This is a genomic window from Streptomyces sp. NPDC058662 (genome assembly GCF_042716255.1).
In the GTDB taxonomy this organism is placed as follows: Bacteria; Actinomycetota; Actinomycetes; order Streptomycetales; family Streptomycetaceae; genus Streptomyces.
This window is the reverse complement of record NZ_JBHXRU010000036.1, coordinates 39,132-59,595: the sequence shown is the minus strand read 5'-3', so window position 1 is coordinate 59,595 and position 20,464 is coordinate 39,132. Positions and strand designations below refer to the sequence as shown.

The following is a 20,464-nucleotide window of genomic DNA, read 5'->3' as shown; positions in this document are numbered from 1 at the left end:
CCCCACCCCCACCACCCGGCCCGGCCGGGCCCGGCATTTCAGCCTCGCCGGCGTTTGAGGCGCGGGTCCGGGCGGAGCCCGCGACGCCCCCGCAGGGCTCGCTGCCCCCGGCCCCCACGGCCCTACCGGAGCCCCCGCAGGGCGCGGTGCCGCCGTCCCTCCCCACCTCACCCGGCCCGGCCGGGCCCGGCATTTCAGCCTCGCCGGCGTTTGAGGCGCGGGTCCGGGCGGAGCCCGCGACACCCCCGCAGGGCTCGGCGCCCCCGGCCCCCACGGCCCCACCGGAGCCCCCGCAGGGCTCGGCCCCGTCGGAGCCCCGGCCGCAGGGCCCCGCGTCCGCGCCCCCCGTCACCCTCTGGCCCGACACCTTCACCGCGTACCTGAGCCCCGAGACCGGCCGCGCGGCGGTCCGCGTGCTGGAGGCGGCCGGCCTCACCGTCACCGTCCCCGCCGGCCGGGTCTGCTGCGGGTTGACCTACGTCTCCACCGGCCGCCTCGACCGCGCCCGCGCGGTACTCCGCCGCACCCTGGACGCCCTGCACGCCGCAGGCGCCCCGCACGCCGAGGACGGCGCGACACCCCCCGTACTGGTTCTGGAGCCCAGCTGCGCCGCGGCCCTGCGCACCGACCTCCCCGCCCTCCTGCCCGACGACCCCCGCGCCCACCGCCTCGCGGCCGCCGTCAGGACCTTCGCGGAGACCCTGGAGGAGTACGCGCCGGCCTGGCGCCCGCCCCGCCTCGACCGGGCCGTCGTCGGCCAGACCCACTGCCACCAGCACGCGGTACTCGGCGACGCCGCCGACCGGCGGCTGCGCGAGCGCGCCGGCCTCGTCGGCGAGCTCAGCGGCGGCTGCTGCGGCCTGGCCGGGAACTTCGGTTTCGAGCCGGGCCACCACGAGGTGTCGCTGGCGTGCGCGGAGGAGCAGCTGCTGCCCTCCCTGCGCGCGGCGCCCGCGGACGCCGTGGTCCAGGCGGACGGGTTCTCGTGCCGTACCCAGATCGCCCAGCTGGGCCCGGCCCGGGCCCGGTCGGCCCGCCACCTGGCGGAGCTCCTCGCGGACGGCCTGCCGGAGCCGCCGCGGACACCCCCGGCGCTGCATCCCTAGCGCCGTGGCCGGCACTGGCGGCCCCGGTCCGCTGCCCGGGAACACCCGCCGGCAGCACCGCGCACGGGGCGCCATGTAAGGCAAAACACGCGGGCACGGCCCTTACCGACCCCGTAATCTGGAGAGATGCCCGCACCCTCCTCGTCCCCGACGACCCTCGCCGCCCCGCCGCCGGAAGCAGCCCCTCCGCTCCGCGCCGGGGGGAACGGCCTCGGCCCGGTCGCGCTGGTGGTCTCGGCCGGGGTCTCGGTGCAGTTCGGCGCCGCCCTCGCGGTCATGATCATGCCCAGGGCCGGGGCCGCGGGCGTCGTCACGCTGCGCCTCGCGGCCGCCGCGCTCGTGCTGCTGCTCCTGTGCCGCCCCAAGGTGCGGGGGTACACCCGCGCCGACTGGGGCACGGTGATCGTCTTCGGTGTCACCATGGCCGGCATGAACGGCCTCTTCTACCAGGCCGTGGACCGCATCCCGCTCGGCCCGGCCGTCACCCTCGAAGTCCTCGGGCCGCTGGCCCTCTCCGTCTTCGCGTCCCGGCGCCTGGTCAACCTGCTGTGGGCCGCACTCGCCCTCGGCGGAGTCGTCCTGCTCTCCGGCCACGGCGGCGGCGGACTCGGGTTCGGGTCCCTCGACCCGCTGGGTGCGGCCTTCGCGCTCGGCGCGGGCGTGATGTGGGCGGCGTACATCGTGTTCAGCGCCCGTACCGGCCGCCGCTTCCCGCAGGCGGACGGACTGGCGCTGGCGATGGCCGTGGCCGCCGTGCTGTCCCTGCCGCTGGGCGTGTTCGAGGCCGGCTCCGACCTGCTGGTCCCGAGCACCCTCGCGCTGGGCCTCGGCGTGGCCGTCCTGTCCTCCGTGCTGCCGTACACCCTGGAGATGCTCGCCCTGCGGCGGCTGCCCGCCCCGACCTTCGCGATCCTGATGAGCCTGGAGCCGGCCATCGCCGCGACCGCGGGCTTCCTCGTCCTGAACCAGGCCCTGTCCGCGCTGGACGCCCTGGCCATCGCCCTCGTGATCGCGGCCAGCATGGGCGCGGTCCGGTCCCAGATGCGGAAGCGGAGAACCCCGTGACAGACCTGGTGGACACCTACCTGAGCGATGCCCCGGACGCCCGCCGCCCCGCGCTGACGCGGCTGCGGGAGCTGTGCGCGGCGGAGCTGACGGGCTTCGGGGAGACCGTCGCCCACGGCATGCCCGTGTACGTCCGGTCGGGCGGTACGGTCGCGGAGATCGCCTGGGCGAACCAGAAGCAGTACATCTCCTTCTACCTGATGCGTACCGACGTCCGCGACGCCTTCGCGGACCGCCTGGCCGGCCACGACATGGGCAAGGCCTGCCTCCGCTTCCGCCACCCCGACAGGATCGACTGGGACCTCCTGCGCGACCTCCTCCGAGCCGTGTCCCGGGCCGAGGCGGCCCCGGACCAGGTCTGCTGACCGGTACAGCGCGCCCGGCCGGCCGCGGGGGACCGGTCGGGCGGGCGTACCCGCCGGCGATCAGCCCAGCGGCAGGTCGAGACAGGACGGCGTCGCCTCGGGGGAGGTGAACGCCAGGGTCGCGCGCGGCAGGTTGGCGTCCCCGTAGAAGGGGTCGCGGGCGTCGATCACCAGCATCACGCGGTGGCCGCGCGGGATGTCGTACGCCGTGGCCTGCAGGTCGATGTCGGCGCTGACCAGGCTGTCGGGCGGCGAGTCGAGGTCGGTGTACGGGGCGTGCGTGACGATGCGGGCCGAGCCGTCCGGGGCCGTGTCGAAGAGGTACGCGACGAAGCCGGACCCCGGGTTCGCGGCGCGGTAGGTGACGCGCAGCCTCGGTGTGCCGCGCAGCCGGGTGGTCTCCGTGACGGGGGCACAGGCCCAGACGGCGGTGACGGCGCGGTCGATGTCTCCGGTCGGGTAGGTCGTGGGCCGGTCGGCGGTCTCGGCGCGACCGGACAGGACGACCTCGTCGGCGACGGTCGCCGGGGTGTCGACCCCGCACAGCACGCCCGCCGTCCAGCCGGCTTCGGGCTCCTCGGCGAGCTCCCCGGCGTCCGCCAGGTACAGCCGGTGCACGTGCTCGGTGAGGGAGGGCCAGGTGGGCCGGGGCTCCAGGGTCCTGCTCCACATGACCTCGCTGAGCACCTGGCCCTCGGCGTCGACGCCGTTGTCGATGCCCATGAGGTGGTGGTCGAACCAGCGGTGGGCGTCGGCCCAGATCCGGTTCGGCAGGCCGAGCATGCCCGGCATCTCGGGGCCGCAGTGGTCCCCGATGGAGAGGTCGAGCCGCTTCGGCCCAGTGAGTTCGTCGAACATCCTCACCGTCTGGTTGGTCGGGAAGAGCGTCTCGTGCCAGGCGTGCGAGAAGAACACGGGCACCTGGCGCCGGTTCAGCTCCTTGACCTTCCCGAAGGGGGAGCGCGGCTGCGCCCAGCGCAGTGTTCCGGCGATGTCGCGGCCGTCGAGGACGTTGTCGAGGACGCTCCGCGTCCGCGGGCTCAGCCGGGCCTTGGAGGCCGCGCCGAGCAGCGCCCGAACGGCGGCCACGTGGAGGGTGGAGTTCTCGTGGAGAACCTCGCCGAGGTCGCCCCACGTACTGAGCGCCACCACCGCGTCCACGCGGGCGTCGTGCGCGGCGACCAGCTGGCTGATGCCGGAGCCGTACGAGGCGCCGAGGAAGCCGACCTTCGTCACCGGGCCCGGGCTGCGCTCGATCAGGTGGTCCAACGCGCGGCTGCCGTCGGCGACATCGAGCGGGCCCGCCATCTCGACCTGGCCCTCGGAGCCGGCGAAGCCCCGCGCGGTGTACGCGAGGACGTTGTAGCCGCGGGTGGCGAAGAGGGTGGCCTGGACGGCGTACGGGAGCCAGCCGAGGTCGGTCCAGGGCGAGGGCATCACGATCAGCGGCCGGGGCCGGACGCCGGTGTGCCGCCAGAGGGCGGCGTCCAGCAGGTCCCCGTCGGCGCCGGTCACCTTGCCGCGGGTGAACACGGCGACGGACCGGGCTTCGGCGACCTCGGCGGCGCGGGCGGGTGCGAGTCCGGTGACGTCGCCGCTCCGCAGGGCGGCGACGAAGGCGTTGAGGGCGGCCGGGTCGAGTTCGGGATAGAGGGAGGCGAGAGGGGTACGCGCGGCTGAGGTCACGTCAGTTCATCCTCTTCGTCGGTGTCTTCGTCGAGTGACATGAACGGGGTGCGCTCGCCCGGGCCCGGAGCGGGAGCGTCCAGTATCGGCGGGACATCCAGTGACGTATCGCGAGTTTCCGGCTTACGGCCTGAATCGCCCCCCGGAGGCTGCGGTGGAGCGGATCGTCCCCGCAGCGCCGCGACCTGCGCCCCCCGCGGGGGCCGCCCAGGGCGCGCGGACGAGGGCGGGTTGCCGCGGCTGGCGGGAAGGTGCCGCCCAACGGGGAAATCGAGAAAATAATGCAAGCACGCTTGATTGTTTTCTCGGGCGGTGCCAGTCTTCCCCTCACGCCGAGAGGGGAGCCCGCCGTGCTCGATCCGTCCGCTGTCGCCGTCCTCGCCGACCTGCGCGAGGAGGGCCGCGAACTCGACGCCCTGGTAGCGGAGTTGAGCGAGTCCGACTGGACCCGCGCCACACCCGCGCCGGGCTGGGACATCGCCTGCCAGATCGCCCACCTGCACTGGACCGACCGGGCCGCCCTGCTGTCCCTCACCGACGCCGCCGGCTTCGGCCGCATGGTCGAGGAGGCCTTGAAGGCGCCCGACTCCTTCGTCGACGACGGGGCGCGGGAGGGAGCGGCGCTGGCGCCGGCCGAGCTGCTGGCCCGCTGGCGGGCGGGGCGTACGGCTCTGGACGAGGCACTCGCCGCGGCCTCCCGCGACACCCGCTTCCCCTGGTACGGGCCGCCCATGAAGGCCGCCTCGATGGCCGGCGCCCGCTTGATGGAGACCTGGGCGCACGGCCAGGACGTCGCCGACGCCCTCGGCGTGGAGCGGATCCCGACTTCCCGGCTGCGGCATGTGGCGCGGATCGGCGTACGGGCCCGCGACTACGCCTACGCGGTACGGGGGCTGGCCGCGCCCGCCGCGGAGTTCCGTGTGGAACTGACCGCCCCGGGGCCCGTACCGGGTCCGTCGGACGGCTCCGGCACGTCCGCCACCGGTGAGGTGTGGGCGTACGGCCCCGAGGACGCCGCGCAGCGGATCACGGGCCCGGCACTCGACTTCTGCCTGCTGGTGACCCAGCGGGCCCACCGGGGCGACCTGGCCCTGACGGCGACCGGTCCGGACGCCGACCACTGGCTCGACATCGCGCAGGCCTTCGCCGGCCCGGCCGGCGCCGGCCGGGCACCGCGGGGTTCCCGATGACCCGGCGGCCCCTGCGCGTCGGCAACGCCTCGGGCTTCTACGGGGACCGTTTCAGCGCGCTCGCCGAGATGCTGACCGGCGGCCCCCTGGACGTGCTCACCGGCGACTACCTGGCCGAGCTGACCATGCTGATCCTCGGTCGCGACCGGCTCAAGAACCCGGACCTCGGCTACGCCAAGACCTTCCTGCGCCAGCTGGAGGAGGGGCTCGGACTCGCCCACGACCGGGGCGTACGGATCGTCGCGAACGCCGGCGGCCTGAATCCGGCGGGCCTCGCCGACGCGGTACGGGCCCTCGCGGCCGAGGTGGGCGTCCCGGTGTCCGTCGCACACGTCGAGGGCGACGACCTGATGCCGTACGGGACCGGCGGTGAGGGCGCCCTCACGGCCAACGCCTACCTCGGCGGCGCCGGGATCACGGCCTGCCTGCGCGCGGGCGCGGACGTGGTGGTGACCGGCCGGGTCACGGACGCGGCGCTGGTCAGCGGCTCGGCCGCCTGGTGGTTCGACTGGGCCCCGGACGCCTACGACCGGCTGGCCGGAGCCGTCGTCGCAGGCCATGTCCTGGAGTGCGGAACCCAGGCGACCGGCGGCAACTACCCCTTCTTCACCGCCCATGACGTCCGCCGGCCGGGCTTCCCCCTCGCGGAGATCTCCGAGGACGGCTCCTCGGTGATCACCAAGCACCCCGGCACGGGAGGCGCCGTCACCACGGGTACGGTCACCGCCCAGCTCCTCTACGAGACCCAGGGGGTGCGCTATCTGGGCCCGGACGTGACGGCCCGCCTGGACACCGTCCGGCTGAGCGGTGCCGGTCCCGACCGGGTGCGCGTGACGGGGGTGGAGGGGGAACCGCCGCCGGAGACCCTGAAAGCGGGCGTCACCCGGCTCGGGGGCTGGCGCAACGAGGTGGTCTTCGTGCTGACCGGCCTGGACATCGAGGAGAAAGCGGCCCTGGTCCGGGCGCAGCTGTCCGAGGCGCTGGCGGACGTGGCCACCGCCACCTGGACCCTGGCCCGCACGGACCACGAGGACGCGCCGACCCAGGAGACGGCGAGCGCCCTGCTCCGCCTCGTGGTCCGCGACCCCTCCCCGGACCGGGTGGGCCGCTCCCTGACCTCGGCGGCGGTCGAACTCGCCCTCGGCAGCTACCCGGGCTTCCACGTCACCGCCCCACCGGGCCCGGCCCAGCCGTACGGCGTCTTCACCTCCACCACCGTCCCGGCCGCCTCCACCCCCCACACCGCAGTCCTCCCGAACGGCACCCACCTCCCCATCCCACCCCCCACCCACCCCACCCCCCCGCCGCGCGATACGGCCGATCCAGCCCCACCGGCGTTTGAGGCGACCCTCCCAGCCCCGCCGCGCGATGCGCCCCCGCCCGTCCGCGATGCCGCCGATCCAGCCCCGTCGGCGTTTGAGGCGCGGGGGCCCGGGGGCAGCGCCCCCACCGGGTCCGGGGCGGAGCCCCGGGACGGGGGCCCGGGGGCGCCGCCCCCGGTTACGGGAAGGGGCGGGGCGGGGGAGAGCCCCGCAGGGCCCACCACCCGCGCCCCCCTGGGCGCCCTGGCCGGGGCCCGCAGCGGCGACAAGGGCGGCGACGCCAACATCGGCGTCTGGACCGAGTCCGACGCCGCCTGGCACTGGCTCCGCGCCACCCTCACCGTCGACCGGCTCCGGGACCTGCTCCCGGAGACCCGCCACCTCCCGGTCACCCGCCACGAGCTCCCCCGGCTCAGGGCCCTCAACTTCACCGTCACCGGCATCCTCGGCGACGGCGTCGCCTCCGGCCACCGCTTCGACCCGCAGGCCAAGGCCCTCGGCGAATGGCTGCGCGCCCGCCACCTCGACATCCCGACCCACCTGCTGCGGCGGCCTGCCCAGGGCCCCGTACCCACCCCGGAGGGGACCGGCCCGTGACCCGCCTCGCCACCACCGTCGACCCGCTCGCCCCCGACCACGTCGCCGCCCGCAGCGCCGCCCTGGAGCGCCTCGACGCCCTCGGTGCCGAGCACGCCAAGGCCCTGCTGGGCGGCGGCGAGAAGTACACGGCCCGCCACAGGAACCGCGGCAAGCTCCTGGCCCGTGAGCGTGTCGAGCTGCTCCTCGACCCGGACACCCCGTTCCTGGAGCTGTCCCCGCTGGCCGCCTGGGGCAGCGACTACCCCGTCGGCGCCTCGATGGTCACCGGCATCGGCACGGTCGAGGGCGTCGAGTGCCTGATCACGGCCAACGACCCCACCGTCCGCGGCGGGGCCAGCAACCCCTGGACCCTGCGGAAGGCGCTGCGGGCGAACGAGATCGCCCGGCAGAACCGGCTGCCCTGCATCAGCCTCGTCGAGTCCGGCGGAGCCGATCTGCCCTCCCAGAAGGAGATCTTCATCCCGGGCGGCGCGATCTTCCGCGACCTCACCCGGCTCTCGGCCGCCGGCATTCCGACCGTGGCCGTCGTCTTCGGCAACTCCACCGCCGGGGGCGCCTACATCCCCGGCATGTCCGACCACACCGTCATGATCAAAGACCGTTCCAAGGTGTTCCTCGGCGGTCCGCCGCTGGTCAAGATGGCCACCGGCGAGGAGAGCGACGACGAGTCCCTCGGTGGCGCCGACATGCACGCCCGCACCTCCGGACTCGCCGACTACTACGCCCTCGACGAGCACGACGCGATCCGCCGGGCCCGCCGGATCGTGGCGCGCCTCAACCACCGCAAGCCCCGTACGGACCCCCCTGCGGCCGAGGAGCCCGTCCACGACCCCGAGGAGCTCCTCGGCATCGTCCCGGCCGACCTCAAGACACCCTTCGATCCCCGGGAGGTCATCGCGCGGATCGTCGACGCCTCCGACTTCGACGAGTTCAAGCCCCTCTACGGGCCCAGCCTGGTCACCGGCTGGGCCACCCTCCACGGCTATCCCGTCGGCATCCTCGCCAACGCCCAGGGCGTGCTGTTCAGCGCCGAGTCGCAGAAGGCCGCCCAGTTCATCCAGCTCGCCAACCAGCGTGACATCCCGCTCCTGTTCCTCCACAACACCACCGGCTACATGGTCGGCAAGGAGTACGAGCAGGGCGGCATCATCAAGCACGGCTCGATGATGATCAACGCGGTCTCCAACTCGAAGGTCCCGCACCTGTCGGTACTCGTCGGCGCGAGCTACGGGGCCGGCCACTACGGCATGTGCGGCCGCGCCTACGAGCCCCGCTTCCTCTTCGCCTGGCCCAGCGCCAAATCCGCCGTCATGGGCCCCCAGCAACTCGCCGGCGTGCTCTCCATCGTGTCCCGCCAGTCGGCCGCCGCCAAGGGGCTCCCCTACGACGAGGAGCAGGACGCGGGGATGCGCGCCTTCGTGGAGGCCCAGATCGAGTCCGAGTCCCTGCCGATGTTCCTGTCCGGGCGGCTGTACGACGACGGGGTCATCGACCCGCGCGACACCCGTACCGTCCTCGGCCTGTGCCTGTCGGCCGTCCACAACGCCCCCGTCGAGGGCGCCCGCGGCGGCTTCGGCGTCTTCCGGATGTGAGCCCGCAGATGACCCGCACCCCCCTGAACTCCGTACTCGTGGCCAACCGGGGCGAGATCGCCGTACGGGTCTTCCGTACCGCCCGTGCCCTCGGCCTGGCCACCGTCGCCGTCCATTCCGACCCCGACGCCGAGGCCCTGCACGTCCGCGCCGCCGACGCGGCCGTACGCCTGCCCGGCGCGTCCCCGGCCGACACCTACCTGCGCGGCGATCTGATCATCAAGGCCGCCCTCGCCGCGGGCGCCGACGCCGTCCACCCGGGCTACGGCTTCCTCTCCGAGAACGCCGCCTTCGCCCGCGAGGTGTCGGCCGCCGGCCTCACCTGGATCGGGCCGCCCCCCGAGGCCATCGAGGCGATGGCCTCCAAGACCCGGGCCAAGGACCTGATGCGCGCCGCCGGAGTACCGCTCCTCGACCCCGTGGACCCGGCCGCGGCCACCACCGCCGACCTGCCGCTCCTCCTCAAGGCCGCGGCCGGCGGCGGCGGCCGCGGCATGCGTGTGGTGCGCGCGCTCGACGAGCTCGCGGAGTCCCTCGACGCCGCGCGCGCCGAGGCCCGCTCGGCCTTCGGCGACGGCGAGGTCTTCGCCGAGCCCTACATCGAACGCGGCCGCCACGTCGAGGTGCAGATCCTGGCCGACGCCCACGGCACGGTCTGGGCCCTCGGCACCCGCGACTGCTCCCTCCAGCGGCGCCACCAGAAGGTCGTCGAGGAGGCCCCCGCGCCCGGCCTGCCCGCGTCCCTGCGCGCCACCCTGCACGAGGCGGCCGTCGCCGCCGCGCGCGCCGTCGACTACCGGGGCGCCGGGACCGTCGAATTCCTGGTCACCGCCGACGGGCGCCCGTACTTCCTGGAGATGAACACCCGCCTCCAGGTCGAGCACCCCGTCACCGAGGCCGTCTTCGGCCTCGACCTCGTCGCCCTCCAACTGCGCGTGGCCGAGGGGTCCGCCCTGCCGCCCGCGCCCCCCGAGCCCACCGGCCACGCCGTCGAGGCCCGGCTCTACGCCGAGGACCCCGCCCAGGACTGGCGCCCGCAGACCGGAGTGCTGCACACCCTCGCCGTCCCCGGCGAGGTCCGGGTGGACACCGGCTTCGCCGGCGGGGACACCGTCGGCATCCACTACGACCCGATGCTCGCCAAGGTCATCGCCCACGCCCCGACCCGCGCCGAGGCCGTCCGCGTCCTCGCGCACGCCCTGGCCGCAGCCCGGATCCACGGCCTCACCACCAACCGCGAGCTCCTCGTACGCTCCCTGCGCCACCCGGAGTTCACGGCCGCCCGCCTCGACACCGGCTTCTACGACCGCCACCTCGGCGCACTCACCGCGCCCGTCGAAGGAGCCGCGGACGCCTCCCTCGCCGCCGTGGCCGCCGCCCTCACCGAACTGGCCCCACAGCCCGGCGCCGCCCTCGGCACCAGGCTCGGCGGCTGGCGCAACGTCCGCTCCCAGCCCCACACCCGCCGCTACACGGCCGCCGGCACCGAGTACGAGGTCCGCTACCTGCCGGCCCGCAGCGGGCCCCCGGCCCTCGTGGACCTGCCGAACGTCCGCGTCCTGGCCGTCGAGCCCACCCGCGCAGTCCTCGAAGTCGAGGGGATCCGGCGCCTGTTCCACGTGAAACAAAAATCGAACACCGCGGGCGCGCGCACGCTCTACGTCGACTCCGCCCTCGGCGCCCACGCCCTCACACCCGTCCCCCGGTTCACCGATCCCCAGGACCGCACCGCACCGGGCTCCCTGCTCGCCCCCATGCCCGGCACCGTCGTGCGGGTCGCCGAGGGCCTCGTCCCCGGCAGCCAGGTCACCGCCGGGCAGCCCCTGCTCTGGCTGGAGGCGATGAAGATGGAGCACCGCATCCTCGCGAACGCCTCCGGCACGCTCACCGCGCTCCACGCCGCCACCGGCCAACAGGTCGAATTCGGCGCCCTGCTCGCCGTCGTCCAGGAGGAACCGCAGTCATGAGCTCCGCCATCGAAACCGAAGAGCACCAGGCCCTGCGCGCCGCGGTCGCCGCCCTCGGGCAGCGCTACGGCCGCGAGTACCACGCCCGCCTCGCCCGTGAGGGCGGCCGCCCCGACGCGCTCTGGGCGGACGCCGCCAAGCTCGGCTACCTGGGGGTCAACCTGCCCGAGGAGTACGGCGGCGGGGGCGGCGGCATCGCCGAACTGTCCATCGTCCTCGAAGAACTCGGCGCCGCCGGCTGCCCGCTCCTGATGATGGTCGTCTCACCGGCCATCTGCGGCACGGTCATCTCCCGCTTCGGGACCGAGGCCCAGAAGCGGGCCTGGCTGCCCGGCTTCGCCGACGGCACCCGCACCATGGCCTTCGGCATCACCGAACCGGACGCCGGCTCCAACTCCCACCGGATCACCACCACCGCCCGCCGCGACGGCGACGACTGGCTCCTCACCGGACGCAAGGTCTTCATCTCGGGCGTCGACATCGCCGACGCCACCCTGGTCGTCGGGCGTACCGAGGACGCCCGCAGCGGGCGCCTCAAGCCCTGCCTGTTCATCGTCCCCCGCGACACCCCCGGCTTCTCCCGCTCGCTGATCGACATGGAGCTCCAGGCGGCCGAGAAGCAGTGGGAGCTCACGCTGGACGAGGTCCGGCTGCCCGCGGACGCGCTGGTGGGCGACGAGGACGCGGGGCTGCTCCAGTTGTTCGCCGGGCTCAACCCCGAGCGCATCATGACCGCTGCCTTCGCCATCGGGATGGGCCGCTACGCCCTCGCCAAGGCGGTGGACTACGCGAAGACCCGCCAGGTGTGGAAGGACCCCATCGGCGCCCACCAGGCCGTCGCGCATCCCCTGGCGCAGGCGCACATCGAGCTGGAACTGGCCCGGCTGATGATGCAGAGGGCCGCGGGGCTGTACGACGCGGGGGACGACATGGGGGCGGGGGAGGCCGCGAACATGGCGAAGTACGCGGCGGCGGAGGCGTGCGTGCGGGCGGTGGACCAGTCGGTGCACACCCTCGGGGGCAACGGGCTCACCCGTGAGTACGGGCTCGCGTCCCTGATCACCGCGTCGCGGGTGGCGCGGATCGCGCCGGTCAGCCGGGAGATGATCCTCAACTTCGTCTCCCACCAGACCCTCGGCCTCCCGAAGTCCTACTGACGGGAACCCACTACCCGCCGCCCGCCCGCCCGCCGCCGGCCCGCGGGGCGGGCGGGAGGGCACCCGGGACGGTGCCCGGTCGGGCGCCCGCATACCCTCCCTCGGGAGGAACCCCACCCGCCCCGCACCCCTCCGGAGGAGCCATGCGCGCCGAAACGACCGCCGGCGTCACCACCCTCACCCTCGACTCCCCGGCCAACCGCAACGCCCTCTCCGCCGCCCTCGTCGAAGACCTCCGCACCGCACTCGCCGCCGCCGGCCGCGACCCCGCGGCGCGGGCCGTCGTCCTCACCCACACCGGCACCACCTTCTGCGCCGGCGCCGACCTCAAGGCCCCCTGCGACCCGCAGGACTTCCTGGCCCTGCTCCGCGAGATCGCCGAACTACCCAAACCGGTCGTCGCCCGCGTCACCGGCCACGTCCGCGCCGGCGGCCTCGGACTGCTCGGCGTGTGCGACATCGCCGCCGCCGGGCCCGGCTCCTCGTACGCCTTCACCGAGACGCACCTCGGCCTCGCGCCCGCCGTCATCTCCATGCCCCTGCTGCCGCGCCTCGACCCCCGCGCCGCCGCCCGCTACTTCCTGACCGCCGAGCGCTTCGACGCCGCCGAGGCCACCCGGATCGGCCTGCTCACCCTGCACGCCGACGATGTCGACCAGGCGCTCGCCCCCGTACTCGACGGCCTGCGCAAGGCCTCCCCCCAAGGCCTGGCCGCCGCCAAGGCGCTCACGTCCGCGGCCGTGCGCGAGCACCTCGACCGGGACGGGGCCCGTCTCACGGACCTGTCCGCCGTCCTGTTCGCGTCCGCGGAGGCCCGCGAGGGCATCACCGCCCGCTTCGAGCGCAGGGACCCGTCATGGTCGCTGTGACCGGACCCAAGCAGGCGCGCAGCCGCGCGACCCGCCGCCACCTCCTGGAGGCGGCCGTGTCCTGCCTCGCCGAACACGGCTGGGCCGGCTCCACGGTCTCCGTCGTCGCCGAACGCGCCGGCGTCTCCCGCGGAGCGGCCCAGCACCACTTCCCCACCCGTGAGGACCTGTTCACCGCCGCCGTCGAGTACGTGGCTGAGGAACGCTCCACCGCCCTGCGCGAGCTCTTCCAGGCGGGCCCGGCCGACCGCCAGGCCGTCATCGGCGCCCTGGTGGACATGTACACGGGCACGCTGTTCCGCGCCGCGCTCCAGTTGTGGGTCGCCGCCTCCAACGAGGAGCCGCTGCGCCCCCGCGTCACCGAACTCGAAACCAGGGTCGGCCGCGAAACCCACCGCATCGCGGTCGACCTGCTGGGCGCCGACGAGTCCGTGCCCGGTGTGCGGGAGACCGTGCAGGGCCTCCTCGACATGGCCCGCGGCCTCGGCCTCGCGAACGTGCTGACCGACGACGCGGCCCGCCGTGCCCGCGTGGTGGCCCAGTGGTCCCGCATCATCGAGACCGCCCTGCCCTGAGCGGTGCGACCGGCGCACGCACGAGGGCGCCGCACCCCGTCCGGGATGCGGCGCCCCACGGAGACCCGGTCAGGCGGTGTCGGCGATGCCCTCGTAGCCCTCGATCTCGCGGGGGTCGCGCCGGCTCGGGCCGGTGTAGCGCGCCGAGGGGCGGACCAGGCGGCCCGTGCGCTTCTGCTCCAGGATGTGCGCCGACCAGCCCGCGGTACGGGCGCAGGTGAACATGGAGGTGAACATGTGCGCCGGCACCTCCGCGAAGTCCAGCATGATCGCGGCCCAGAACTCCACATTGGTGGCCAGCACCCGGTCGGGGCGGCGCGCGTGCAACTCCTCCAGCGCGGCCTTCTCCAGCGCTGCGGCCACCTCGTAGCGCGGCGCGTCGAGCTCCTTGGCCGTACGCCGCAGCACCCGCGCGCGCGGGTCCTCGGCGCGGTAGACGCGGTGCCCGAAGCCCATCAGCCGCTCGCCCTTGTCCAGGGCCCGCTTCACGTACGCCACGGCGTCGCCGGTGCGCTCGATCTCCTCGATCATGCCGAGGACGCGCGAGGGCGCCCCGCCGTGCAGCGGACCCGACATGGCGCCGACGGCGCCGGACAGCGCCGCGGCGACGTCCGCGCCGGTCGACGCGATCACCCGGGCCGTGAAGGTGGAGGCGTTCATCCCGTGCTCGGCGGCCGAGGTCCAGTAGGCGTCCACAGCCTTGACGTGGCGCGGGTCCGGCTCGCCGCGCCAGCGGATCATGAACCGTTCGACGACGGAATCGGCCTTGTCGATCTCGCTCTGCGGCACCATCGGCAGGCCCTGGCCGCGGGCGGACTGGGCGACGTACGACAGGGCCATGACCGCCGCCCGGGCGAGGTTGTCGCGGGCGGTCCGCTCGTCGATGTCCAGCAGCGGTTTCAGACCCCACACGGGGGCGAGCATGGCGAGCGCGGACTGCACGTCGACGCGGATGTCCCCGGAATGGACCGGGATCGGGAAGGGCTCGGCGGCCGGCAGGCCGGGGTTGAACGCCCCGTCGACCAGCAGACCCCAGACGTTCCCGAAGGAGACGTGACCCACGAGGTCTTCGATGTCGACGCCCCGGTAGCGCAGGGCGCCACCTTCCTTGTCGGGCTCGGCGATCTCCGTCTCGAACGCGACGACCCCTTCGAGCCCGGGTACGAACTCGGACATCAGGCGGCTCCCTCAGATAGTGCGAACACGCGCGGCTCCCGGCGTGATTCGCGGTCCGGCGCGGTCATCCCCGTTGATGCCCGGCACGGCCGATGGTCACCCGCGCGGGGGCCGTCGGACCGGCCCCAAGATTTTGTCCGTTCCGGATGGACTGCGGAAGCGTGACATACGGCACACCGCCCGTCGCCCTCCTGGGGCAGGATGGCCCGCGTGACCGATCACGACCTTGACCCCGCCGCCATGCGCAAGCAGTACCGCTCGGAGATCGTCGAGGAGGAGTCCCTCGCCGAGGACCCCATGCGGCAGTTCGCCCGGTGGTTCCAGCAGGCCGCGGACGCGCACGTCTTCGAGCCGAACGCGATGGTCGTCTCGACCGCGACGGCGGACGGCCGCCCCAGCTCCCGGACGGTGCTGCTGAAGCGGTTCGACGAGCGGGGCTTCGTCTTCTTCACCAACTACGGCTCGCGCAAGGGCCGCGAGCTCGCCGAGAACCCGCACGTCGCGCTGCTCTTCCCGTGGCACCCCATCGCCCGCCAGGTCGTCGTCACCGGCACGGCGGCCCGGATCGGCCGCGACGAGACGGCGGCGTACTTCCGCTCCCGCCCGCACGGCTCCCAGCTCGGCGCGTGGGCGAGCGAGCAGTCCGCGGTGATCGGATCCCGCACGGAACTGGACCGCCGCTACGCGGAGCTCGCGGCCCGCTACCCGGAGGGAGAGCAGGTGCCGGTCCCGACAGAGTGGGGCGGCTACCGGGTCACCCCGCGGGAGGTGGAGTTCTGGCAGGGGCACGAGAACCGCCTCCACGACCGCCTGCGGTACGCCCGGGAGGCCGACGGCCCCGGACAGTGGCGCGTGGAACGGCTCTGCCCCTAGGGCGCCCGGGCGCCCGCGCGCGGGCGCGGACGCAGACGACCCGCGGGCTCGGGTTCCTCTCCTGCAGTGAGAGGAGCCGGCCGGACGTACCGGCGAGCCCGCGGGTCGGGTGACTGCTTGGGATTGGCGCCTGGCGATCCCGCCGGGCACCGCAACAGGTGCGTGCGACGACGGGCGCTCAGCCCGCAGTCACCTCACGCGTCCGGTTTCCGTACATTTCGGGAACCACCTCCCTTCTCGTGTACGACGAGCCTAGGAGCCGTCCGCGCGGCGCACAAGCGATTATTTCCCCGGCCCGCCCCAGGACCGACGCGTACCGAAACGGATCATTCCGGGGTATTCGGAGGAACGGGGTGTGGGCTGCGTCACGTTCCAGTTCAATGATCTGACGTGCCGCACACGCGAACGCCTGCGGGGGGTGCCAGGTGAGTGCTTCCGGACGCCATGAGACCGCCGCCGACGACCTGCTGGCAGCGCTGTTGGACGGGATGGACGCCGCCCTGTGCGCGTTCGACGCCGACGGCGTGATCACCCACTGGAACCGGGAGGCCGAGCGGATCCTGGGCTGGCCCGCCGCCGAGGCCGTGGGCCGCAAGGGCTTCGCGGGATGGGCGGTCCGGCCGGCCGACGCCCGGGACGTCGAGGACCGGCTCATGGCCGTCCAGGACGTCCCCGGCCGCCAGGTCCACGAGTTCGCCCTGCTGACCAAGGACGGCGGCCGGGTCCTCGTACGGACGCAGTCGGCCGCGGTGGCGGGTGGCGACGGGAAACCGGCCGGGGTCTACTGCGCGTTCAGCGAGGTGCACGCCCAGATCGACCTGGAGCGGTCCATCGCGCTGGCCGAGGCGCTGATGGAGGACGCCTCGTGGGGCGTGGTCCTGGTCGACGTCGACCTGCGGCCCGCCGTGGTGAACGCGCACGCCGCCCGCGCCCTCGGGACCGGGCGCACCGCGCTGCTCGGGCGCCCGCTGGGGGAGCTGCTCGCCCAGGGCGTGGAGGAGCTGGAGGGGGCGCTCCAGCACGTGCTCGCCGAGGGCGCGCCGCCCGCGCCGGTGGAGCTGTGGGTGTCGGTGCGCACCGCCGAGGGGGTGCGCCGGCGGTGCCTGCGGTGCGGGTTCCTGCGGCTGGCCTCGCCGTTGGCGGAGGAGCCCGTACCGCTCGGGGTCGGCTGGCTGTTCCAGGACGTCACCGAGTCCAGGCAGGCGCAGCTGGACACGGCGCAGCTGCGGTTCCGGGCCCACCAGCTGCACCGCGCGGGGCGGGCCGCCGCCGAGTGCGAGGACCCGGCCGAGGCGGCGGCGGTCCGGCTGGACTTCGCGCTGGCGGGCTTCGCCGAGCACGCGCTGCTGGACGTGCTGGACGTACGGGCCCCGGCGTCCGAGCCCGGCCGGCGACGGCTCGTACGGTCCCTGGCGTCCCCGCCGGCGCTGTCCGGGCCGGGGCCGCTCCCCGTCCGCTACGGGGCCGGGCACCCGGCGCTGCAGGCGCTGGACCGGATCGGCTCGGTGCGCAGCAGCGCTCCGCGCGGGGAGGCGGACCCGGAGTGGGCGCGGGCCCGGCAGTGGCCCTCCGGCGCGGCGCACGCGCTGTGCACGGTGCTGCGGAGCCGAGGGCGGACGCTGGGAGCCCTGACCTTCCTGCGCGGGCCCTCGCGGCCCGCGTTCGAGCGGGCCGACGCGACCTACGCGGAGGAGGTGGCCGCCCGTGTGGCGGCGGACCTGGACCTCGCCGCCCGCACCCCGATCTGAATCCGGGCGGACCGGGAGTGCCGCGGCCCCCGCGGGCGGTCCGCGGGGCTCAGTGGCGGAAGAAGATGCGGTCGCCGTACTCCTGCATCACGCGGCCGTTCCACTCGTGGCCGCCGTCGACGTTGCCCGAGCGCAGCAGCGGGGGCTCGACGCCGCGGGCGAGGAGTTCGCCGGCCGCCGCCGCCATGACCGCCTGCATGATCGCGCTGGTGACCACGGTGGAGGCGGGCGCGAAGGGGGCGTCGATGCCGTCGACGCTCAGCTCGGCGTCACCGACGGCGATCTTGCTGTCGAGGACCACGTCGCAGTGGTCCTTGAGGAAGGTGTGGGAGACGTGCCGGGACTTGGTGTCCGTCGCGTACGCCACCGAGGTCACGCCGATGACCTTGAGGCCGATCGCGCGGGCGTTCATCGCCATCTCCACCGGCAGGGCGTTGCGCCCGGAGAGCGAGATGATCACGAGGACGTCGCCGGCCGAGGCGGGGCTGCTGTCCAGCACGGCGCCGGCGAGGCCGTCGACCCGCTCCAGGGCGCTGCCGAGCGTCGCGGGCATGACGTCGATGCCGACCGTGCCCGGAACGGCGAGGAAGTTCATCAGGGCCATCCCACCGGCCCGGTAGACCACGTCCTGGGCGGGCAGCGAGGAGTGCCCGGCGCCGAAGGCGAAGAGCCGGTTCCCGGCGGCGACGGCGTCGGCGACCAGGGACCCGGCCTCCGCGATGCGCGCGGACTCCTCGTCCCGCACCCGCTCCAGCAGGCCGATGGCGGCGTCGAAGAACTGACCGGCCAGCTTGCTCTCGCTCATACGCCGATGGCCTTCCGGGGGTGGGATGGGGTCCGTGTCCGCCGCTCACCGTGCGGTCTGGACCAAGCGCGTGTCAATACGGACGTCAATGCCGGGCCCGGGCCGGCGCGGTGGGGCGCTCGGGCGCCCCCGAGACCGCGCGGGCGATCTTCCCGTCCTTCCCGGTGGTCTCCAGGACATCTTCCGGGCGATCTCCCGGAAGTTCCGCCGGAGATGTCCAGGACGGGCCTTGACGCCCGCCACGGGACGGTTGACGGCTCAATGCGTCAGAATTGGGGGCAGGGCCAGCGCACGCAATCCGAGGGGCACGAATGTCCGGACTGATCGACACTACGGAGATGTATCTCCGCACCATCCTTGAGCTGGAAGAGGAAGGTGTGGTCCCCATGCGCGCCCGTATCGCCGAGCGGCTCGATCAGAGCGGCCCGACGGTGAGCCAGACGGTGGCGCGGATGGAGCGGGACGGCCTGGTGGCCGTCGCCAGCGACCGGCACCTGGAGCTGACGGAGGAAGGGCGCCGGCTGGCGACGCGGGTGATGCGCAAGCACCGTCTCGCGGAGTGCCTGCTCGTCGATGTCATCGGCCTGGAGTGGGAGCAGGTGCACGCCGAGGCCTGCCGCTGGGAGCACGTGATGAGTGAGGCGGTGGAGCGGCGGGTGCTGGAGCTGCTGCGCCACCCGACCGAGTCGCCGTACGGGAATCCGATCCCGGGGCTGGAGGAGTTGGGCGAGAAGGCCGAGGCCGACCCGTTCATCGAGGACGGGATGGTCAGCCTGGCCGAGCTCGACCCGGGCACCGAGGGCAAGACGGTGGTGGTCCGCCGGATCGGCGAGCCCATCCAGACGGACGCCCAGCTGATGTACACGCTGCGCCGGGCCGGCGTGCAGCCCGGCTCGGTGGTGAGCGTGACCGAGTCGCCGGGCGGAGTGCTGGTCGGCAGCGGCGGCGAGGCCGCCGAGCTGGAGGCGGAGATCGCCTCCCACGTCTTCGTGGCGAAGCGCTGAGCCCGAGCCGGTCGCCTCGCGGTGGGTGGTCCCGGCGCCTCGCGGCGCCGGGACCGGTCCTCCCCTGTTGACCTGGAGCCCCGAGCTCTCAAGGTCGTCCCCCGGCGGACCGTCTTCCCCGAGCGGCCCGCCTCCCTGTTGAAAGGATCTCCATCGGCAGCGGCGGCCAATCCTTGAGCAAGGTCACTCGAAAGAGCGGTGTTGGCGGAGAGAACCGTGTTTTCGAATGCAGGTTCGATACTCTGGCCGGGAGCGAAGGGGGTGCATCTGCGGTGATACAGCGCATCGATGTGACGGGAGCCGACGGGGTACGCCTGGCCGCCTGGGAATTCCGCGAATCCCGCGCCGCCGAGCCCGTCCCGGCCGCCGCCGAGCCCGCCCCGGCCGCCGAACCCGGGCGCGCCGCCGGGACCGCCGGCGCGGAGCCGCCCGGCGTGCTGTTACTCCACGGCCTGATGGGCCGCGCCCTGCACTGGGCCGGCACCGCGCGCTGGCTCTCCGAGCGCCGCCGCGTCGTGGCCCTCGACCAGCGCGGGCACGGCCACAGCGACCGCCCGCCCGCCGGCCCCTACACCCGCGAGGCCTTCGTGGCGGACGCCGAGGCGGTCGTCGAGCAGCTCGGCCTCGCCCCCGTGACCCTCATCGGCCACTCCATGGGCGCCCTCACCGCCTGGCAGTTGGCCGCCCGCCGGCCGGACCTGGTCGAGGCCCTGGTGATCTGCGACATGCGCGCCTCGGCCCTCGGCGAGGCCTCCCAGCAGGAGTGGGCGGACTGGTTCCACCGCTGGCCGCTGCCCTTCCCCACCCAGGACGCGGCCCGCCGCTGGTTCGGCGAGGACGATCCCCGGGTGGAGCGCCCCGACCCGGGGCGGGGCGCCTTCTTCGCCGAGGTCATGCACCAGGCCCCGGACGGCTGGCGTCCGCTCTTCTCGCGGCAGCAGATGCTGACGGCCCGTGAGACCTGGGTGCACGACGCCCACTGGGAGGAGCTGGCGCAGGTCCGCTGCCCGGCCCTGGTGGTCCGCGGCCTCGACGGCGAGCTGGGCCGTGCGGAGGCCCAGGAGATGGTCCGCGTCCTGCCCGGCGGCCGGTACGCGGAGATCGCCGACGCCGGGCACTACCTCCACTACGACCAGCCCGCGGCCTGGCGCGCGGCCCTGGAGCCCTTCCTCGACAGCATCGGGGCCCGCGCCCCCCGGACCTGACCGCCGACGGCCCGCCCGCCCGCGCCGCAGCAGGGCGGGGCAGGCGGGCCGAGCAGGTGCGGGCGGGCCGAGCAGGTGCGGGCGGGCCGCAGCAGGTGCGGGCGGGCCGCAGCAGGGGCGGCCGGGCCTCAGCAGGGCCGCCGGGCCGGTCCGGCGGCG

Annotated in this window: 17 protein-coding genes; 14 read left to right on the top strand and 3 right to left on the bottom strand. The window is 74.5% G+C overall.

The window, feature by feature from the left end:
- The 3 genes from ACFWUQ_RS15725 to ACFWUQ_RS15715 all read left to right on the top strand — a co-directional run.
- The coding region (locus ACFWUQ_RS15725) for a heterodisulfide reductase-related iron-sulfur binding cluster (RefSeq protein ID WP_384538096.1) at positions 1-1,106 on the top strand (1,106 nt) is incomplete at its 5' end.
- Positions 1,107-1,232: 126 nt separating this feature from the next.
- Positions 1,233-2,171 carry a DMT family transporter gene (locus tag ACFWUQ_RS15720; protein ID WP_384538094.1) on the top strand — a complete coding sequence of 313 codons (939 nt, stop codon included), beginning with the start codon at positions 1,233-1,235 and terminating at the stop codon, positions 2,169-2,171.
- A complete protein-coding gene (locus tag ACFWUQ_RS15715; RefSeq protein WP_384538092.1) occupies positions 2,168-2,536 on the top strand; it encodes a DUF1801 domain-containing protein in 369 nt (122 codons plus the stop codon). Before ACFWUQ_RS15720 ends, ACFWUQ_RS15715 begins: the two co-directional genes overlap by 4 nt.
- Before the next feature lie 60 nt (positions 2,537-2,596).
- Here ACFWUQ_RS15715 and ACFWUQ_RS15710 read toward each other — a convergent pair whose 3' ends face one another.
- On the bottom strand, positions 2,597-4,222 hold the full coding sequence (locus tag ACFWUQ_RS15710; protein WP_384538090.1) for a CocE/NonD family hydrolase: 1,626 nt from the start codon (positions 4,220-4,222) through the stop codon (positions 2,597-2,599).
- A 350-nt stretch (positions 4,223-4,572) separates the two neighbouring features.
- Between ACFWUQ_RS15710 and ACFWUQ_RS15705 the strand changes: the two genes are divergently transcribed.
- From ACFWUQ_RS15705 to ACFWUQ_RS15675, 7 genes are all read left to right on the top strand, one after another.
- Positions 4,573-5,412 (top strand): TIGR03084 family metal-binding protein, encoded by an 840-nt coding sequence (locus ACFWUQ_RS15705; protein ID WP_384538089.1) that lies wholly within the window; start codon positions 4,573-4,575, stop codon positions 5,410-5,412.
- A complete protein-coding gene (locus tag ACFWUQ_RS15700; protein ID WP_384538087.1) occupies positions 5,409-7,331 on the top strand; it encodes an acyclic terpene utilization AtuA family protein in 1,923 nt (640 codons plus the stop codon). Before ACFWUQ_RS15705 ends, ACFWUQ_RS15700 begins: the two co-directional genes overlap by 4 nt.
- A complete protein-coding gene (locus ACFWUQ_RS15695; protein ID WP_384538085.1) occupies positions 7,328-8,926 on the top strand; it encodes an acyl-CoA carboxylase subunit beta in 1,599 nt (532 codons plus the stop codon). Before ACFWUQ_RS15700 ends, ACFWUQ_RS15695 begins: the two co-directional genes overlap by 4 nt.
- Positions 8,927-8,934: 8 nt before the next feature.
- Positions 8,935-10,893 carry a biotin carboxylase N-terminal domain-containing protein gene (locus ACFWUQ_RS15690; RefSeq protein WP_384538083.1) on the top strand — a complete coding sequence of 653 codons (1,959 nt, stop codon included), beginning with the start codon at positions 8,935-8,937 and terminating at the stop codon, positions 10,891-10,893.
- Positions 10,890-12,050 (top strand): acyl-CoA dehydrogenase family protein, encoded by a 1,161-nt coding sequence (locus ACFWUQ_RS15685; RefSeq protein WP_384538081.1) that lies wholly within the window; start codon positions 10,890-10,892, stop codon positions 12,048-12,050. The genes ACFWUQ_RS15690 and ACFWUQ_RS15685 overlap by 4 nt, the downstream gene beginning before the upstream one ends.
- Positions 12,051-12,193: 143 nt before the next feature.
- Positions 12,194-12,919, top strand: coding sequence for an enoyl-CoA hydratase family protein (locus ACFWUQ_RS15680; protein WP_384538079.1), 726 nt, complete (start codon positions 12,194-12,196; stop codon positions 12,917-12,919).
- On the top strand, positions 12,907-13,494 hold the full coding sequence (locus ACFWUQ_RS15675) for a TetR/AcrR family transcriptional regulator (RefSeq protein ID WP_384538077.1): 588 nt from the start codon (positions 12,907-12,909) through the stop codon (positions 13,492-13,494). Before ACFWUQ_RS15680 ends, ACFWUQ_RS15675 begins: the two co-directional genes overlap by 13 nt.
- 69 nt (positions 13,495-13,563) lie before the next feature.
- Here the strand turns inward: ACFWUQ_RS15675 and ACFWUQ_RS15670 are convergent, their stop codons facing one another.
- Entirely contained in the window at positions 13,564-14,670 is a 1,107-nt protein-coding gene (locus ACFWUQ_RS15670) for a citrate synthase 2 (RefSeq protein WP_384538075.1), read from the bottom strand.
- Between the two features lie 201 nt (positions 14,671-14,871).
- On the opposite strand from ACFWUQ_RS15670, the gene pdxH reads away from it, so the two are divergent.
- Positions 14,872-15,543, top strand: coding sequence for a pyridoxamine 5'-phosphate oxidase (pdxH, locus tag ACFWUQ_RS15665; protein ID WP_384538073.1), 672 nt, complete (start codon positions 14,872-14,874; stop codon positions 15,541-15,543).
- A 425-nt stretch (positions 15,544-15,968) separates the two neighbouring features.
- A complete protein-coding gene (locus tag ACFWUQ_RS15660) occupies positions 15,969-17,291 on the top strand; it encodes a PAS domain-containing protein (RefSeq protein WP_384538072.1) in 1,323 nt (440 codons plus the stop codon).
- 49 nt (positions 17,292-17,340) lie between these two features.
- Here ACFWUQ_RS15660 and ACFWUQ_RS15655 read toward each other — a convergent pair whose 3' ends face one another.
- Positions 17,341-18,096: an SIS domain-containing protein gene (locus ACFWUQ_RS15655; RefSeq protein ID WP_384538070.1), complete on the bottom strand. Its 756-nt coding sequence runs from the start codon at positions 18,094-18,096 to the stop codon at positions 17,341-17,343.
- Positions 18,097-18,407: 311 nt separating this feature from the next.
- Between ACFWUQ_RS15655 and ACFWUQ_RS15650 the strand changes: the two genes are divergently transcribed.
- Positions 18,408-19,100 (top strand): metal-dependent transcriptional regulator, encoded by a 693-nt coding sequence (locus ACFWUQ_RS15650; protein ID WP_384538069.1) that lies wholly within the window; start codon positions 18,408-18,410, stop codon positions 19,098-19,100.
- 272 nt (positions 19,101-19,372) lie between these two features.
- Complete coding sequence (locus tag ACFWUQ_RS15645; protein ID WP_384538068.1) at positions 19,373-20,305, top strand: alpha/beta fold hydrolase; 933 nt, start codon at positions 19,373-19,375, stop codon at positions 20,303-20,305.
- The last annotated feature ends 159 nt before the right edge of the window (positions 20,306-20,464 follow it).

Excerpts from the sequence above, each read along its gene's own strand:
- ACFWUQ_RS15720 (WP_384538094.1), top strand. The coding sequence starts at position 1,233 with ATGCCCGCACCCTCCTCGTCCCCGACGACCCTCGCCGCCCCGCCGCCG.
- ACFWUQ_RS15700 (WP_384538087.1), top strand. The coding sequence starts at position 5,409 with ATGACCCGGCGGCCCCTGCGCGTCGGCAACGCCTCGGGCTTCTACGGG.
- ACFWUQ_RS15690 (WP_384538083.1), top strand. The coding sequence starts at position 8,935 with ATGACCCGCACCCCCCTGAACTCCGTACTCGTGGCCAACCGGGGCGAG.
- ACFWUQ_RS15685 (WP_384538081.1), top strand. The coding sequence starts at position 10,890 with ATGAGCTCCGCCATCGAAACCGAAGAGCACCAGGCCCTGCGCGCCGCG.
- ACFWUQ_RS15680 (WP_384538079.1), top strand. The coding sequence starts at position 12,194 with ATGCGCGCCGAAACGACCGCCGGCGTCACCACCCTCACCCTCGACTCC.
- ACFWUQ_RS15675 (WP_384538077.1), top strand. The coding sequence starts at position 12,907 with ATGGTCGCTGTGACCGGACCCAAGCAGGCGCGCAGCCGCGCGACCCGC.
- ACFWUQ_RS15670 (WP_384538075.1), bottom strand. The coding sequence starts at position 14,670 with ATGTCCGAGTTCGTACCCGGGCTCGAAGGGGTCGTCGCGTTCGAGACG.
- pdxH (WP_384538073.1), top strand. The coding sequence starts at position 14,872 with ATGGCCCGCGTGACCGATCACGACCTTGACCCCGCCGCCATGCGCAAG.
- ACFWUQ_RS15655 (WP_384538070.1), bottom strand. The coding sequence starts at position 18,096 with ATGAGCGAGAGCAAGCTGGCCGGTCAGTTCTTCGACGCCGCCATCGGC.
- ACFWUQ_RS15650 (WP_384538069.1), top strand. The coding sequence starts at position 18,408 with ATGTCCGGACTGATCGACACTACGGAGATGTATCTCCGCACCATCCTT.